The organism is Mucilaginibacter gracilis (assembly GCF_003633615.1).
In the GTDB taxonomy this organism is placed as follows: domain Bacteria; phylum Bacteroidota; class Bacteroidia; order Sphingobacteriales; family Sphingobacteriaceae; genus Mucilaginibacter; species Mucilaginibacter gracilis.
In genome coordinates this window covers 2,705,617-2,722,303 of sequence record NZ_RBKU01000001.1, presented here as the reverse complement: position 1 = coordinate 2,722,303, position 16,687 = coordinate 2,705,617, and the positions used below count along the sequence as shown (strand labels likewise).

Here is a 16,687-nt window from a genome sequence, read left to right as displayed (position 1 = left end):
GCACCTTGATTCCTGTTATTAAGGTTTGCTGTGCGGATTATTAACCTGAGTTCGATTAATCAGAAAGCAAGAATTTGATTAGATCGATTTTGTTGGTAGGATATGGAAGGTTTTTTAGGGAGAAATGAGTATGCGATCAATCCAGATACGATATTAACGATAAAGTTGGTAAAGGATCGGTGTCTTGAATGTTCGATCTGGCAGATGTTTTTGAGTTCATCATTAACAGTCTCTATGACCGATCTCTTGCGGAGCATGATTTTGTCGTTCATGGTCATCAGGCTGTTTTTCATATTGTTACGGATATTGGTTATGAGGTGTATATCACCAACAAACAATATTTTGGTCAGTTTTTCTGATATATAGCCTTTGTCGGCAAACAGTTTGCCAAAAACGGCTTTCAGGAAAGCTTCGTTTTTAAGTGGTTCCCGGTCATCTACGTTGGCCTGTGTAATAGCGAAGTTGAGTATTTCACCCTTGTCGCTAAGGACGATATGGAGCTTAAAGCCATAAAACCAGCCCATGGTTGATTTGCCTACTTCGGCAATGCCTTTAAATACCTTATTTCTTTTAATCCGTTTGGTATGGCATACCCTTATCGGTGTAGAATCAACGAACGAAATACCAGTACATAAGCCTAAACAACAGGTTTTGAGAAAGATAGACATAGGCATGAGGACACTTTGGCTAAGTTCTACAAAGCGATTGTAGGATACGGTGTTAGGAAATTCACGCTGCATGTGCCTTTGCAGATAGAAGATATAGAAGTGTTTAAAACAGCGAAAGCCGCTTAAATGAAAAAGCATACAAATGGATATGATCTCGCTTTTAGACATGGTTGGAGGACGTTTAGATGGCTTTCCTAACAGGAATGGTTGGGTAGTGGCATCAAAGTCCTTGCAAAACCCGTCAACAATACAAAAAATATCAGTAATTTTATCGTAGTCAATCATCTGGAAATGTATTTAAATATTTGAATGTCAGATACTTAAATATACTTACATTTCCTTTGATTGACAAATATTATCTCATTTATTAATCGAACTCAGGTTATTAGGTATGTGGCGTTATTTTTGTTTGTAAAAAACATTGCGGCAGCATCGGGTTTCAAAACAATGGGCATAAAAAAACCCGGTTCAACAATATGTTGAACCGGGTTTTTCTTTTTTTTGAGTTGTTACGTTGCCTATTAGAAGGTGTAACGCACTCCCAATTGCATTTGGTAACGCGATTGGAACAAATCAACTTGATAAGGTGTTCCCGGATCGGTCCAGGTGTAGGTTGGGTTTGTTGTAGATACGTTTGCAAACGATGGTGTAACTTTTTGTGCTAAACCCACACTAGCTGTTGAATTGAAAGTGTTTGATGAGAAGTAATAATGTCCCCAATCTTTGTTCAACAGGTTGGTTAAGTTAATAATATCGTAAGTAATGGTGATAACTTGTTTGTGTTTAGCACCTACGTTAAAATCCTGAGTGAAACGGAAATCAAGATCAGTATTCCACGGTGTGCGGGCAGCGTTACGCTCGGTGAATTGACCGCGGCGTGAGCTTAAATATGGGTTGCTGTTGATGTATTGATCGAATGCAGCAGCTTGTGTTTCTTCGGCTAATGAAGGACTGTTTGGAGTAGTGCTGAACAAATTGATAGTTTCGCCTACTTTAGGTATGTAAGCAACGTTAACTTGTTGACCGGTGCCATCAATTGCCTTGTTGTAGAAACCATAAGTATATGGATTACCCGATTGCGCACTCAGGAAGAAAGTAAAGTTTGATACCAGGCTTTTATCTTTTCCGTAAGCTAACCTGTAATTAACCGTTGAAACGATGCGGTGACGGATATCAAAGTTAGAGTAAGCAGCTTGTGGGTTATTTGGATTAGCTGCCTGGTTTAACTGCCAGTTGGATTCCATTGAGTTACGGATACCGTTGGTAACATCTTTAGATTGGCCGTAGGTATAGGCCACGTTAGCATCTAAACCGAAAGGGAATGATTTAGCAGCCTGACCAGTAATGCTGTAACGGTAACCTTGGTTAGTGTTTGATAACTCGTAAGCGTTGGTAAAGTTAGATGAAACCTTTTGGTTAACAAATATAGGCTGTATGTGGTTAACATCGTAAGGATAGTAGGCAACTTTATCTACAGTATTAACTTGTTGAAATTTTAAATCGCGGATAACATCGGTATAAATACCTTCTAATGTAAATTTCCACTGATCGGGAGTTTTAACATCAAAAGCTAAGTTTGTTCTCCAAACTTTTGGCATTTTAAAGTTATTGTCAATTAAGTCAACCTGTGTAGCACCTGTAGATGTAGTGTTGATAGGCTGACCGATGAGAGATGTATTAGTACCTGCTGTAGCAGCAGTATAAACCTGACCCTGAACAAACCCTAACCTACCATTTGCCGAAGAACCTAACAATTGATTTGGCGTATATGTGGAGTATCCTGTTGATGTATCATAAGCACCAAAAGTTTTACCATTGTTATAGAACGCATAACCAAACCATGCAAATGGAACACGACCTGTAAAGGTACCTGTACCGCCGCGTATTATTACACTTTGATCGCCATTTGGATCGTAGTTAAAAGATATACGTGGATTGATCTGCACATCATTTAAATAATTGTTTTTGATATCTGCAGGCTTAGTATATGTAAAAGTATTACCGTAGTTAACATCAACTGCTGCACTGGTTGTTCTATCTGCCAATGGTTGCTTGGTTGGTACACCGGCATAATCTAAGCGAATACCTGCTGTGATTTTTAAATTATCAGAAGCTTGTATCTCATCCTGAGCGTAAGCGCTTAGCAAGTTAACATTAAATTTGGCCGAAGGGTTAGCCAAAATGGTAGCACGGTCGTTAGCCGAATAATCGGTATAGTAATAATTTGTCCTCACACGCGATGGACCGAAAGTAGCACCGTTAAGACCGGTAAATTTATCAATACTTCCAAAAGCAATACGGCCATTCCAGGAGTTTACAAAATTATATGTAATATCGTAAAACTCGTTGTGGGTACCAAATGTAAAGGTATTTATGCCTTTTGTTACGGTTAAGTTATCGGTAAACTCCATTACTTTTTGGTGCATATCAAAAATAGAGGCTTCACGGTCGGTACCCATAAAAATGGTAGTTCCCGGGGTGCGGCCTGTAATTTCAAGTTGCGGTAATGAAGGATCAGAATTAGGATCGCGGTAATCGTGAACATTTGAATAACCAAGTAACAAGTTGTTGTTTACGTTATTTGATAACCTTGATTTTAACTCGGCAACAAACGATGTTGAATTGTTATGCGAAGTATAGTCAATACCACTAAAGCGGAAGTTAGCGTTATCGCGCTCTAAGTTAGTAGCTGTTGAGGTAATAGTGTTGTTACGTAAAGTTAACTGGTTTTTATCGTTAATATTCCAATCTAAACGGTTAAAATACTTGTTTGAGTTTGAGTAGATGGAAGTATTATCGTAAGTACCTGGGTCGATGCCGTTTGGATGTGCAGCATCGGTTGTGTAAGCTTTAAATGCCGCTGTAAGGTCTTTAGCATCCTGTAAAGAAAGGATAGCTGCCGAACCGGAAGTACCTGCGCCGCTGATAACAGGATCGCGGCGGCGCGAAATTTCTTCGTTGGTAAAGAAGAACAATTTGTCTTTTATAATAGGAAAACCTAAACGGAAACCGGTGTTATAATCATGAAAATCGTTTGGTTCTTTAGCACCGTCGCCACCAACATTGGCTGGAGCGTTGTTTGGGCCAACCATAAAAGCACCACGACCATAACCGTAAACCGAACCGGTAACTGTGTTTGTACCGCTACGGGTTACCGCGTTAATGCTACCACCTAATACGTTACCAATTTTAATATCAAAAGGGGCAACAAATACCTGTACATCCTGAATAGCATCTAATGATACCGGGCTTGTACGTGTACTGCTACCTACCGAACCGCTTTGGTTAGTTTGGCCACCTAATGAAGGGCTAAAACCAATAGCATCGTTATTAATAGCACCATCAAGCGTTATGTTATTATAACGAAAGTTGGTACCTTGAAAAGAGTTGTTTGCGCTTTGCGGTGTGATGCGGGTAACATCCTGCAAGCTGCGGTTGATAGATGGCAACCTGCGAATTTGGGCCTGGCTAACATTGGTACCTGCGCCGTTTTTGGTTGGCGTACCGGTAATATTAACTGCTTTTAACTCGGTTGAAGCATCTGTTAGTTTAAAGTTGAAAGTTACACCGCCCAAAGTAAGGGTAATGTTTGTACGCTCTTCTTTTTTAAAGCCGATAAAGCTGGCGCTGATGGTGTATGGGCCACCCGGGTTAACGTTAGGGATAGAGTAACGTCCGTCGGCATTACTTTGGGTACCGTATTTGGTGCCTGTGCTGGTATTTACAGCTACAATAGATGCGCCAGGGATTGTTTGACCTTTTTGATCGACAATTTTACCACTGATTATTGCACTGGTAATTTGCGCATTTGCCACGCCCGTTATACCGAGTATTACGAGTGTTAAGGCTAATAGGTAAAGTTTTTTCATTGTGCTTGATTTTGTATATTGATTTGAGCACAAAGGTTGCCCTGGCACATTAAGTATATGTTAATGCAACATTATTTTTAGAGGAAATTGACCGCTATGTTTTAATGTAATTTCAACCTATTTTTAACATTGATTTAACATTGACTAAGGAGTTGAGAATGGGAAGACTAAAGTCGGAATTAGAGAGTTGGGAGTCAACAAGGTAAAGCCGAAGGGAAGGGTTAGGCACGGGAAGCAAGTTAGCAAATTAAAAATATCCCAAATTAAACGTCCGAAATTGAAAATCGATCAATACTTAATTTTTAGTTTAAGCAGGACAAAATGCAGCAGCCATATTGGGCCGATGAGCAAAAACTTAATATCATCAAAAAATGAAGGTTTTTTGCCTTCTATTTTATGGCCGATGAACTGCCCCACCCAAGAAAGCGCAAAAACAACCAAACATGATTGCCATAGCATAGGGCCACCCGCATGCTGCCAGTTTTCTAACCCGATTATAAAATAACTAAAGATAAAGATTAGCAACAACATACAGTAGGATAACACAGGCGACAAACGGTAATAGTAGTAAATAGAAAAAGCGATGAGGAACGACGCCCAATTAACAAACCCATTGTACCTGCCCAAAAAGCCGATGTGCGGAAATGGAATTGACCATACCAAACCCAGCAAGCTGAATACAATAAGCGGTACGCATACCCAATGAATTAACTCGTTGCTGTGGTTTTGATGGCTGTCGGCGTATTTGTTAAAATAAACATCAACCTGGCGAACAGACCCTGCAACCTCCCCAAGGGGGAGGCTTTTGGATGCTGATTTATTTTTTTTTGTATTTGCCATATTAAAAAGACCTCTCCTTTTGGAGAGGGTTATACGAGGCTGTTACTTAGCAAACGCTACCGACCTGGTTTCGCGGATAACGGTAACCTTGATCTGGCCGGGATAGGTCATTTCGGTTTGAATGCGGTTTGAAATATCGGCAGCCAATATTTCCGACTGGGCATCGCTTATTTTTTCGCTTTCTACAACAACGCGCAACTCGCGGCCGGCTTGTATAGCAAAGGTTTTTTCGACACCCGGGTACGACAGTGCCAGTTCTTCGAGCTCTTTTAAACGTTTAATGTAGCTTTCAACAACTTCGCGGCGTGCGCCAGGGCGTGCGCCCGATATGGCATCGCAAGCTTGAATGATGGGCGATATCATGCTCGTCATTTCCACTTCATCGTGGTGGGCACCAATGGCGTTGCAAACTTCGGGGTGTTCTTTATATTTCTCGGCCAGTTGCATACCTAAAATAGCGTGTGGCAATTCGGGGTTATCATCAGGCACCTTGCCTATATCGTGCAGTAAGCCTGCGCGTTTGGCCAATTTAACATTAAGGCCCAATTCGGCAGCCATAGTGGCGCAAAAGTTAGCAACCTCGCGCGAGTGCTGCAACAAATTTTGCCCGTATGATGAGCGGTAACGCATACGGCCAACCATACGTATCAGTTCGGGGTGCAGGCCGTGAATGCCTAAATCAATCACGGTACGCTCGCCTATTTCAACAATTTCTTCTTCAATTTGCTTTTTGGTTTTGGCAACCACCTCTTCAATACGTGCCGGGTGTATGCGCCCGTCGGTAACTAAGCGGTGCATGGCTAAACGGGCAATTTCGCGCCTAACGGGGTCAAAACCGGATAGGATGATAGCTTCCGGAGTATCATCAACAATGATCTCGATACCGGTAGCGGCTTCCAGCGCACGGATGTTGCGGCCTTCGCGGCCAATAATACGGCCCTTTACCTCGTCGTTATCAATATTGAAGATGGATACCGTGTTTTCGATAGCACTTTCGGTAGCGGTACGTTGGATAGTTTGGATAACTATCTTTTTAGCTTCCTTGGTAGCGGTTAACTTAGCTTCGTCAACAATATCCTTAATCTGCATCATGGCTTTGGTACGGGCCTCTTCGCGCAGGTTATCAACCAATTGGTTTTTGGCTTCTTCGGCAGATAGGCCAGCTATGTTTTCTAACTGTTGTACGTGCTGATTTTTTAACAACTCAACCTCTTCCTGCTTTTTAATGGCAATATCGGTTTGTTTTTCCAGGTTTTTCTTCACGTTTTCCACTTCCTGATCGCGGCGATTAGCATTTTCGAGCTTTTGGTTTAACGATTGCTCCTTTTGCTTTAAACTATTTTCGCGCTGGTTAATGGCGTTGTTTTTAGAGTTTACTTCCTGCTCATGCTCGGCTTTCATTTGCAAAAACTTTTCTTTTGCTTCAAGCAGGCGGTTCTTCTTTAATATGTCGGCATCGTTTTCAGCTTCCTTCAGTATTTTTTTTACCTTAGACTGTGCTGCTATTTCCTGATCTTTAAAGAGTTTTCTGAGTAAAAAACGGCCGATAGGAACGCCAGTAACAACGCCCACTAAAAGCCCGATAATTAAATATAATATGTTCATGATATAATTGGTATGAAATAAAAAAACCGCAACTAAATTTTAAGCCTCATGTATTACTAAACTTCGATAATGTTTTGAAAGCCGGATCATCGTTAAATCATGACGAAATAACGTACATCCTCACCTGCCTTCGCTGATATTGAAGTGTTAAGTTTATAAATAGTGAAACTTAAAAATTTAACTGCGGCTAAATTTTTAATATGCTTTGTATGTGTAAAGAACGTTATTACTTTGAGAAAAACTCCGTTAACAAACTATCCAACTGGTAAACCCGCTCTGCCACCTCTACATCCTCTACTCCTACCCTCTTTTCGGCCTTTAAAGCCGCTGTAGCGTAGTGTAGCACACACATCGATAGCAGGTCTTGCTTATCCTTAACTGCGTAATTTTCCTGGTATTCTTTTACCCGGTCGTTAATCAGTTTAGCAGCTCTGCGTATTATCTCTTCCTCTTCCATGTTTACCTTTAAAGGGTAAACTCTGTCAGCAATATTTATTTTTATGGAGATTTCTCCCATTGAGCATTTTCACTTTTTTGTATTACTTTTTAAGCAATACAATACACTTATCTATTTCCCGCACAAATTCGTTAATTTTTTGCTTGATGTCAAGGGTTTTCTCATTTGTTTCTGAAAACGACTTGGCAAGCTTCAATACACGAAGCTTCTCATCAAACTCTTTATTCTTTTCTCTACTTGCCGTTAGGGCCACTTTTAACGATTGATTTTCTAACCTCATCAAATCGTTTTCTTCCTGTAAAGCACTGCAAAGCTCAATTAACCTCTCTGTTTTGTCTATAACTTTATCAAGGTGTTCAGCTAATGCAGCCATTTTTATTCGTTATTGTGTTATTATATTGTAAGTTACCGGGTTGTTTATGTTGATATGTGACAAATACTGGTGCGGATCAATACTTAATAACCTAATAACAGCTAACTCAATAACCAGCTACAAATATCAGATAAATTTAACAACATATTAACTTAATAACAAATAACTAATAAAACCTTGTTATTTACGGATTTCGGCACCGGCTTCTTTACCAAAATTGTAAATGAGCTTTTGCATAACGGCATCAATAGTTTTATCGGTAAGTGTTTTTTCTTCGTCTTGTATCACAAAGCTCAACGCGTACGATTTTTTACCCTCCGGCAATTTATCGCCCTGGTAAACATCAAACACGTTAACGCCCTTTAACAGTTTGCGCTCGGTTTTTTGGGCAATGGTTTTCAATTGCTCAAAAGATACAGCCTGATCGATCAGCATCGACAAATCGCGCCTAACGGCCGGGAATTTGGATACTTCCTGGTAAACAATTTTATTTTTTTTAACCAGGTTAAGCAATACATCAAAGTTAAAGTCGGCATAAAAAACCTCTTTATCTATATCGGCTTTTTTTAGTGCCGCTTTGCTTACCGCGCCAAAGCTAACCAGGGTTTTATTGCCACGGTTGTATTTTAAGCCGTAAGCAAAATTGACATCGGCGGTATCTTCAATGGTAAAATCGTTAACGTTTAAGCGTTCCATCAAACCGTCAACAATGGCTTTGAGGTTATAAAACGTTGCCGCTGTTGTTTTGGCATTCCAGTTTTCGTTTTGCTTTGCGCCGATTAAAAATATAGCGAAGCGAGAGTTTTCTACATACTTCTCTTCGCGCAAGTTGTAAGTTTTGCCAAACTCGTAAAATTTAAGGTCGGCATTGCGGCGGTTTTGGTTATAGGCCACGGCTTCCAGGCCCGAATAAAGCAGGGTTTGGCGCATAATGTCCAGATCACTGCTCAGGGGGTTCAATATCTTAACAGCCTCGTCGATATTTTCGGCATAGGCCGATTTGGTGAGCGAGTTTGATAAGATTTCGTTAAAGCCGTTGGCACTTAACAAGTCTGATATGGTATTTTGTACGGTATCCTTATCGGGCCTGCCCGATGTATTGAGCGATGCCCGTATTTGTGTAGGTATCTCGATGTTGTTATAGCCGTAAATGCGCAATATCTCTTCAATTACGTCCACATCGCGGGTAACATCTACGCGGTATGGCGGCACTTTAAGCGAAAGACCTTCGGCGGTTTCGCCGGTTATTTGTATATCTAAAGCGGCAACAATAGCTTTAATTTCGCCGTGAGGGATTTGCTTGCCTATCAGCCTGTCAACATGCTCGTAGCTCAGTTCAACCTCAAAGGGGGCAACTGGTGCGGGGTAAAAATCGGATATTTGGGACGAGATACTACCGCCCGCTACTTCTTTAATAAGCAGCGCAGCATATTTTAAGGCAAACACCGTTATGTCCGGATCGGTACCACGTTCAAAACGGAACGAAGCATCGGTTTTTAGGCCAAACCTTTTTGATGTTTTACGTACCGATACGGGGTTAAAATAAGCACTCTCTAAAAATATGTTTTTAGTGGCTTCACTTACGCCCGATTTAGCACCGCCAAATACGCCAGCTATACACATTGGCTCTTCGGCATTGCAGATCATCAGGTCATCAGCCGAGAGTTTGCGGTCGGCATCGTCAAGCGTTTTAAAGGTAACGCCTTCCAGGCCTGTTTTAACTACAACCTTGCCGCCTGTAATAGCGTCGGCATCAAAAGCGTGCATGGGTTGGCCCAGGCCATGTAATACATAGTTGGTAACATCAACAATGTTATTGATAGACCGTATGCCAATTACGGCCAGTTTTTCTTTAAGCCATTTAGGCGATTCGGTTACGTGAATACCCGAAATGGTTAAGCCCGAATAACGCGGTGCTGCTGCGGCATTTTCTACCTCAACCGGGATGGTTAAACTTTGGTTATCAACCTTAAATGCGCTTACATCCGGTTTAATAATTTCTATTTTTAAAAACGCGGCAATATCCCTTGCGGTGCCTAAATGCGAAGCCGCATCGGCACGGTTTGGCGTTAGGCCAATTTCGTACAGGTAATCGTCGGTTACTTTAAAATAATCTTTGGCTAACGAGCCTACCTCGGCATCGGCGGCAAGCTCCATAATACCCTCGTGCGATTCGCCCAGGCCAACCTCATCTTCGGCACATATCATGCCCTGGCTTTCTTCGCCGCGTATTTTCGATTTGTTAATTTTAAATGGTTCGCCTTTTAGCGGGTGCACGGTAGTGCCTACCGTTGCTACCACTACTTTTTGACCGGCAGCTACATTGGCAGCACCGCAAACTATCTGTAAATCCTCGCCACTGCCTACATCTACCTTGGTAATGCGCAGCCTATCGGCATTGGGGTGCTGGCCGCACTCTTTTACAAAACCGATAACCAAGCCTTCCAGGCCGCCGGGAATGGCCTGCACTTTTTCGAGGCTTTCTACCTCCAAACCTATCGCCGTTAAAATACGCGATAGTTCGTCGGGAGTTTTATCTGTTTGTATGAATTGCTTTAACCAGTTATACGAGATTTTCATGCTTGCAAAAAAATGAACCGCAAAGATACAATTTAAGCAGAAAGCTTAAAGGCTAAAGCTAAAAGGTTTTTAAAATCGGGAAATCGGTTACTCAATCTGCACACGGTTTCATTTGCACATTTAAAGTATTCCCTCGTCGCCAAAGCTAAAATAGGCTTTGTCGGTTATAATGAGATGGTCGAATATAACGATGTCCAGCAACCGGGCACCTGCAATGAGGCGTTTGGTTAGATTCAAATCATCGACACTTGGTTTTAGTGAGCCCGACGGATGGTTATGGGCCAAGATGACGGATGCTGCATGTTTTTCTAATGCTACCTGGAAAATAATCTTCGGGTCGGCAATGGTGGCGGCCATACCGCCTTTGCTAATGAGGTGTGTGCTTAAAACATTGTTGCCTTTGTTGAGCAGTATAATCCAAAATTCTTCGTGATTAAGGTCGGAAAGCAGGGGGTTCAATACTTTGTAAGCATCGCGGCTACCGGTAATTTTTTGCACTTCGGCAGCGTCGGTATCGCCGCGGCGGCGGCCCAGTTCTAAAGCTGCAACTATCGAAATTGCTTTGGCTTCGCCGATGCCTTTAAACTTGCAAAGCTCGGCCACGGAGGCTCTCCCCAGGGCATTTAAGTCATTTTTATAATGATGGAGAATGCGTTTGCTTAACTCAACGGCTGTTTCGTTACGGCTGCCCGAGCCTATGAGTATAGCAATAAGTTCGGCATCGGTTAGGGTGCGCCTGCCCTGGCCCAACAGCTTTTCGCGGGGGCGGTCTTCCTCGGCCCAGCTTTTTATGGTAATGTTGGCTTGATATGGTTTTTCCATCGGTTTAAACCTATTAAAAAACCGTTAAAAAACAAAAAAGCGTACCTATTTTATCGGTACGCTTTTTTAAAGCCATAAAGCTAAATATATTACTAAGCTAAAGTGTTAACAAATTTAGTCAGTTTCGACTTATTGTTTGAAGCTTTGTTTTTGTGGATAACGTTCTTTTTAGCCAAACGATCAAGCATAGAAATCACCTTAGATAAAAGTGGAGCAGCTTCTGCCTTAGCAGTTGTGCTTCTTAACCTTTTGATGGCATTTCTGGTGGTTTTTGCCTGATACCTGTTGCGTAAGCGCTTCGCAGCGTTACTCCTGATTCTTTTTATTGATGATTTATGATTTGCCATTGCTTATAGCTATTATTCGTTCTGTTTTAAGGACTGCAAATATAGGGACTTGTTTTGAATTTACAAAAGAGAATTGAAAAAAAGTACAAATAGATTTTAGTATTGAGATTTTAGATATGAGATTGCCTTTCAATGTTATGCGAGGCCATTTACGCTACGGGTAGTATGAAGCACCTTCCATTTCAAATTTAGCCCTATCGAACTAAGTTTTCATTGATCTTCACTAATTTTATTACCAATCGTCAAAATATTTTTTCGTTTCCTTGCAACGTTTGTAAAAAAATGGAGTCATCATCATATCTGTTAACTCTATTACCATTACAATGAAAACAAAGGTATTTACTCTTACCCTCATCTTATTTTGTATTGGCACCGTTGCCAGGGCCGAGAACAAAGAATTTGAAAATTACGCACAAACCCAGTCGAAATTAATGCAGGACGCTTACGAGAAGCGCGATGTAAAAATGTATGGCGAATTGTTTGACGATTTTAAAGCCAAATACAGTAAACTGCCAGACCAGGATCAGAAATATTATAGAAATTACCTTATCAACGGTTACTATAATTTTTGCTGCACTTACGCGATTTTAAAGAACAAAAAGATGGCTATTGATTATCTGGATAAATCCATCAAAGCGGGATATGTGGATTACAGCCACATTAGTACCGATAGCGATTTAGACTATATACGCAACGATGCCGGTTACATTGCCCTTATTACGCCGCTACGCAAGGTTGGCGATTATATGTATATTATTAAACATGCGGCCAAATACAACGCTGCCGAAAAACGCACCTTACCCGAGTTTACTTACCAGGCTGCCGATAACCCCAACCTGGTTATTTTGCGCAAAACCTTTAATCTGGATTCTATCGCCGGTAAGGGTAACGAGGTATCTAAAGTAATTAACCTGATGTACTGGATACATAACCTGGTTCCGCATGATGGTAATCACGGCAACCCTACTGTAAAAAATGCCTTGAGTATGATAGCCGTTTGCAAGCAGGAAAAACGCGGATTAAACTGCCGCGGACTGGCAACTGTGCTGAACGAATGCTACCTGTCGATGGGTATTAAATCGAGATTTGTTACCTGTTTGCCTAAAGATAGCCTGCAAATTGATAACGATTGCCATGTAATTAATATGGTGTACATTAACTCGCTTAAAAAATGGATATGGATAGACCCTACCTTTTGTGCCTACGTAATGGACGAAAAAGGTCAGTTGCTTGGATTGGAAGAAGTTAGAGAAAGGCTGATTAATGATAAAACACTCATTATTAACCCGGATGCCAACTGGAACCATATCAGTTCGGAAAGCAAGGAGTACTACCTTAATTATTATATGGCCAAAAACCTGTACCGCCTTGAATGTGCTACCAGCAGCGAGTACGATACCGAAACCCGCACCCCCAATAAAACCGTGAGTTATATACAACTATTACCGCTTGATTATTTTAAACAAACTCCCGAAAAAACGAGCAGTACCAGTAATGTAGACCATGTTACTTATAATAATTACAATACCAATAACCCGGCTGCGTTTTGGGCAGCACCGGTTGGTAAGTAAGGGTTGAATTAAGGCCATTAGTAAACATGCAAAATTGTTCATTGCGAGCGATAGCGTGGCAACCGCTCGTAGGCCGGATCGTTATACAGGGCGAACATGCGTACGTGCGGTTGCTTCATTCTTCGCAATGACAATTTTTTTTAGGGGTACAATTACCTGCAAACTTTTGCTGATATTTAAAGCATGAAGCAAAAGTTTGCCCTTTTACTTTCCTGCACATTAATTATCGTTCTCTGTTCGTCGTGGGGGTTCTTCGCGCATAAACGTATTAACCGGGTGGCTATTTTTACGTTGCCTAAGGGCATGTTGCCGTTTTACCTGGCCAATATAGACTTTGTTACCGAACATGCTGTTGACCCTGATAAGAAACGCTACGTTGACAGCACAGAGGGCCCGCACCATTTTTTTGATGCCGACCATTATGGCAAAAAACCTTTTGATAAAATGCCCCAACGCTGGGCGGAGGCCGAGCGGCAATACTCGGCAGATAGCCTAAATAAGTATGGCACCGTACCCTGGACCATTCAGCATTATTATTATAAGCTGGTGCAAGCTTTTAAGGATAAAGACACGACGGCTATTTTGCGCACATCGGCCAACCTGGGCCACTATATTGCCGATGCTCACGTGCCTTTACACCTAACCGAGAATTATAACGGGCAGTTAACCAACCAAACCGGAATACACTCCTTTTGGGAAACCCGCGTACCCGAACTTTTTAGCGACGGCTACAACTATAACGTGGGCCGCGCGCATTACATTGAAAGCCCGCTAAAGGAAGCCTGGAAAATATGCCGCAAAACTTTTAGATGTGTAGATTCGGTATTGGTTTTTGAGCGGCGGCTGAATGCGACTTTTACACCCGACAAAAAGTTTGAAATGGTGAAACGCAATGGCCGTAAAAACAAAGATTACTCGGTTGAATATGCTGCCGCATACCAAACCGCTTTGCATGGCATGGTTGAACGGCAAATGCGCGCAGCTATTTTAGAGATTGGTTGCTTTTGGTTTTCGGCCTGGGTTGATGCCGGGCAACCGGATTTGAATAAGCTGATAGATAAAAGCACAATTGACCCGATAAAGGCGAAACAGACTAATTACGAACTGCTTTTATACAGGCAAGGTAAAGTGGCAGTTGCGGATAAATGAAAGAAGATAATATCGATAACCGGAAAAATTAAAAACAATTAATAGTAAGTCGGTGCCAAATACTGTTTAATCAAGCTGCTTTACTATTGTTTCGGGCTTTGATGGATGCGTATATTGGCGGAACAACCGATAGTAAAATAATGACAAGCACCACGATAGTGAAGTTTTGTTTTACCACAGGGATATTACCAAAAAAGTAACCTATAACTAAAAAACTTATTATCCATGCCGCGCCGCCAACAATGTTGTAAATGCTGTAACGTAAAAAAGGCATCCGGCCAACGCCTGCTACAAAGGGGGCAACGGTGCGTATGATGGGTAAAAACCGGCTAAATATAACGGCCTTACCACCATGCTCGTCAAAAAACGATTTTGTTTTGAGGTAGTAATCCAGTTTAAGTATTTTGTTTTCGGGCTTAAAAACCTTCACACCTAAAAGCTTGCCTAACTGGTAGTTGAGCGTGTTACCTGCAAAGGCAGCAGCAATTAATAAAAGGCCCATCAAAAATATATCCAAGCCCGAATGGCCACCAGCTATCAGGGCTCCGGCGGCAAACAACAGCGAATCGCCGGGTAAAAAGGGGGTAACTACAAAACCTGTTTCTGCAAAAATAATAGCGAAAAGTATAAGGTATGTCCAGCCCTGGTATTCGTTGGTAATAACGGCCAGGTGCTTATCAATATGCAGTATAAAATCGATCAGGGTTTTAATAAATTCCAAAATAGCAGGGTTTTAGTTAAGCAAAAATAAAAATATATAGCTTAAAAGTGTATATTATTTATTGGTAATAACATTAAGGCTAACGGCGGCGGTATCTGTGCGGCCAACCATACCTTTGCTGTACAGGGTGTAATAGCGGCCGTCTTGTACGGTAACGCGCGACAAATCGGTAAGTACGCTACTGGTCGAACTGGTGGCCGTCATTTTAAAATCATACAAGCCGGCAGGTAGTTCAATATAATCAGAAACTTTTTTGTAGGTCATTTTGGTAAAGCCCAGCGTGCCGTTGATATAAATATTGAGCGCAGGCGTGCGGGGCGAAGCGTTTAAAAACCTTACCTTACCCATACCCAGCGTAGGTGTGGGCGAATAATCGCTTATTAAAATAGTGCTCAAACTATCTATAGATGCCAGGCCAACCAAAAACAGCGAATAGCCCCGGCCTGATATGGTGGTAAGGGTATCGGATGTGAGGTTGATTAAATGATCGGTGCGGAGTTGTAAGGTAAGCAAGCCCGTGCCTACACCATAATAGGTTGGTACATCGGTGTATCTGAAATAGGTGCGCGCCGCCGATGTGGTGGTATTGGTACTGATACCCACCTGGTAACTGTTTATAAATGCCGTAAGTGGCCCAACATCGGAGCTGGCATTTACTATAACAAGCTTGGTGGTATTGGTGCCTGCCGCGGTAATTACACTACTGCTGCCACCGCACGATGAAAGTACCTGCAACATAAATGCACAACCCAATATTGCAAATACAAACGTGAATAGCTTAGTGGTGGTATAACGCATTTTTTAATTTTATAAGCCGTTAATGATTTATTTTGATGCCTAAACTTAAAGAATTGGCCCCGCCCAGGTATGAGCCATATGCATACATGGTATAAACGCTGTGGGCTGTAAAACTAATAGTGCCTTTTATAACATAGGTATTGGTGCCCGCCAGGTTAAGGCTCCAGTTTACTTTACCGGTATCAACCCGGTTAAATGCCGATATTGATTTATAGCCCTGGTTTGCTATGGTTACGTTATTGAGCACCAAATCAAGCGGTGGGGCATCGGCAGATGCTTGTATAAACCGCAGTTTGGGTTTAACATTTACGGCATCGGCCAAAGCTGTATCCCGCGCCTGTATTACGGCTACTGCACTGGGCTTGCCGGTAACAAATAGGGTAGTTTGAAGCGAATCGAGCGTGATTGTTGCCGAGTATATTTGCTGGCGTAAAGTATCGGTTTTAAACGAAATATTGCGTTGTTCGGATAAGATGTTCATATAACCCGAAAAATCGCCATAGGAAATTTTATTGCTGTTTTGGCGTGTACCACTCACGTACATGTTGATAGGCACCTGGTTGGGTATCAGGTTATAAAACCCTACCGATGCAACTTTTGGAAGCGGCGCAGGCAAATCGGCACTTTTGGGGTTGCAGGCCCATAGCGCACAAAGTGGTAAAAATAATGCTAATAAATACTGCCAGGCTCGTGATTTCATGATTTTGCAATGGCCAAAAATAAACCTATAATACCTAATTAACGAATTTGTTTGTTGCATAGGTATGGCATTACCGCCCCTGCCATAAAAAAAATTAACTGCCGAATATTGCTTTAAGTGCATAAAAGCCATAAAGTGTTGATATGCAAGCATATGTTAACAAATAAATTACACACAGTTTACTTAC

The 16,687-nt window shown here is 41.7% G+C and carries 14 protein-coding genes; 2 read left to right on the top strand and 12 right to left on the bottom strand.

The genetic code is table 11. From position 1 onward, the window contains the following. Nucleotides 1-59: 59 nt before the first annotated feature. The 9 genes from BDD43_RS11690 to rpsT all read right to left on the bottom strand — a co-directional run bounded on the left by BDD43_RS11690 (nucleotide 60) and on the right by rpsT (nucleotide 11,561). Complete coding sequence (locus BDD43_RS11690) at nucleotides 60-953, bottom strand: IS982 family transposase (RefSeq protein ID WP_121197842.1); 894 nt, start codon at nucleotides 951-953, stop codon at nucleotides 60-62. A gap of 236 nt (nucleotides 954-1,189) precedes the next feature. After that, the gene (locus BDD43_RS11685) at nucleotides 1,190-4,537 is read right to left on the bottom strand and encodes a TonB-dependent receptor (protein ID WP_121197841.1); all 3,348 of its coding nucleotides are present in this window, start codon (nucleotides 4,535-4,537) and stop codon (nucleotides 1,190-1,192) included. A gap of 288 nt (nucleotides 4,538-4,825) precedes the next feature. Then, the gene (locus tag BDD43_RS11680) at nucleotides 4,826-5,377 is read right to left on the bottom strand and encodes an Mpo1 family 2-hydroxy fatty acid dioxygenase (RefSeq protein ID WP_121197840.1); all 552 of its coding nucleotides are present in this window, start codon (nucleotides 5,375-5,377) and stop codon (nucleotides 4,826-4,828) included. Between the two features lie 42 nt (nucleotides 5,378-5,419). After that, entirely contained in the window at nucleotides 5,420-6,982 is a 1,563-nt protein-coding gene (rny, locus tag BDD43_RS11675; RefSeq protein ID WP_121197839.1) for a ribonuclease Y, read from the bottom strand. A 226-nt stretch (nucleotides 6,983-7,208) separates the two neighbouring features. Continuing rightward, the gene (locus BDD43_RS11670; protein WP_121197838.1) at nucleotides 7,209-7,499 is read right to left on the bottom strand and encodes a cell division protein ZapA; all 291 of its coding nucleotides are present in this window, start codon (nucleotides 7,497-7,499) and stop codon (nucleotides 7,209-7,211) included. Between the two features lie 22 nt (nucleotides 7,500-7,521). Next, nucleotides 7,522-7,812: a hypothetical protein gene (locus BDD43_RS11665; RefSeq protein WP_121197837.1), complete on the bottom strand. Its 291-nt coding sequence runs from the start codon at nucleotides 7,810-7,812 to the stop codon at nucleotides 7,522-7,524. Nucleotides 7,813-7,992: 180 nt separating this feature from the next. Next, the gene (gene pheT / locus BDD43_RS11660) at nucleotides 7,993-10,392 is read right to left on the bottom strand and encodes a phenylalanine--tRNA ligase subunit beta (protein WP_121197836.1); all 2,400 of its coding nucleotides are present in this window, start codon (nucleotides 10,390-10,392) and stop codon (nucleotides 7,993-7,995) included. A 120-nt stretch (nucleotides 10,393-10,512) separates the two neighbouring features. Beyond that, nucleotides 10,513-11,214, bottom strand: a complete 702-nt coding sequence (radC, locus tag BDD43_RS11655; RefSeq protein ID WP_121197835.1) for a RadC family protein — start codon at nucleotides 11,212-11,214, stop codon at nucleotides 10,513-10,515. 92 nt (nucleotides 11,215-11,306) lie between these two features. After that, nucleotides 11,307-11,561 carry a 30S ribosomal protein S20 gene (gene rpsT, locus BDD43_RS11650; protein WP_121197834.1) on the bottom strand — a complete coding sequence of 85 codons (255 nt, stop codon included), beginning with the start codon at nucleotides 11,559-11,561 and terminating at the stop codon, nucleotides 11,307-11,309. 323 nt (nucleotides 11,562-11,884) lie between these two features. On the opposite strand from rpsT, the gene BDD43_RS11645 reads away from it, so the two are divergent. Beyond that, entirely contained in the window at nucleotides 11,885-13,132 is a 1,248-nt protein-coding gene (locus BDD43_RS11645) for a transglutaminase-like domain-containing protein (RefSeq protein ID WP_121197833.1), read from the top strand. A gap of 183 nt (nucleotides 13,133-13,315) precedes the next feature. Further along, a complete protein-coding gene (locus tag BDD43_RS11640; protein WP_121197832.1) occupies nucleotides 13,316-14,281 on the top strand; it encodes a zinc dependent phospholipase C family protein in 966 nt (321 codons plus the stop codon). A 70-nt stretch (nucleotides 14,282-14,351) separates the two neighbouring features. On the opposite strand, the gene BDD43_RS11635 is transcribed toward BDD43_RS11640, so the two are convergent. The 3 genes from BDD43_RS11635 to BDD43_RS11625 are packed head-to-tail and all read right to left on the bottom strand — an operon-like array spanning nucleotide 14,352 to nucleotide 16,653. Further along, nucleotides 14,352-15,002 (bottom strand): DedA family protein, encoded by a 651-nt coding sequence (locus BDD43_RS11635; protein ID WP_121197831.1) that lies wholly within the window; start codon nucleotides 15,000-15,002, stop codon nucleotides 14,352-14,354. A 54-nt stretch (nucleotides 15,003-15,056) separates the two neighbouring features. After that, a complete protein-coding gene (locus BDD43_RS11630; RefSeq protein WP_121197830.1) occupies nucleotides 15,057-15,800 on the bottom strand; it encodes a DUF4397 domain-containing protein in 744 nt (247 codons plus the stop codon). Between the two features lie 19 nt (nucleotides 15,801-15,819). Then, nucleotides 15,820-16,653: a DUF4397 domain-containing protein gene (locus BDD43_RS11625; RefSeq protein WP_121197829.1), complete on the bottom strand. Its 834-nt coding sequence runs from the start codon at nucleotides 16,651-16,653 to the stop codon at nucleotides 15,820-15,822. Nucleotides 16,654-16,687 lie beyond the last annotated feature (34 nt).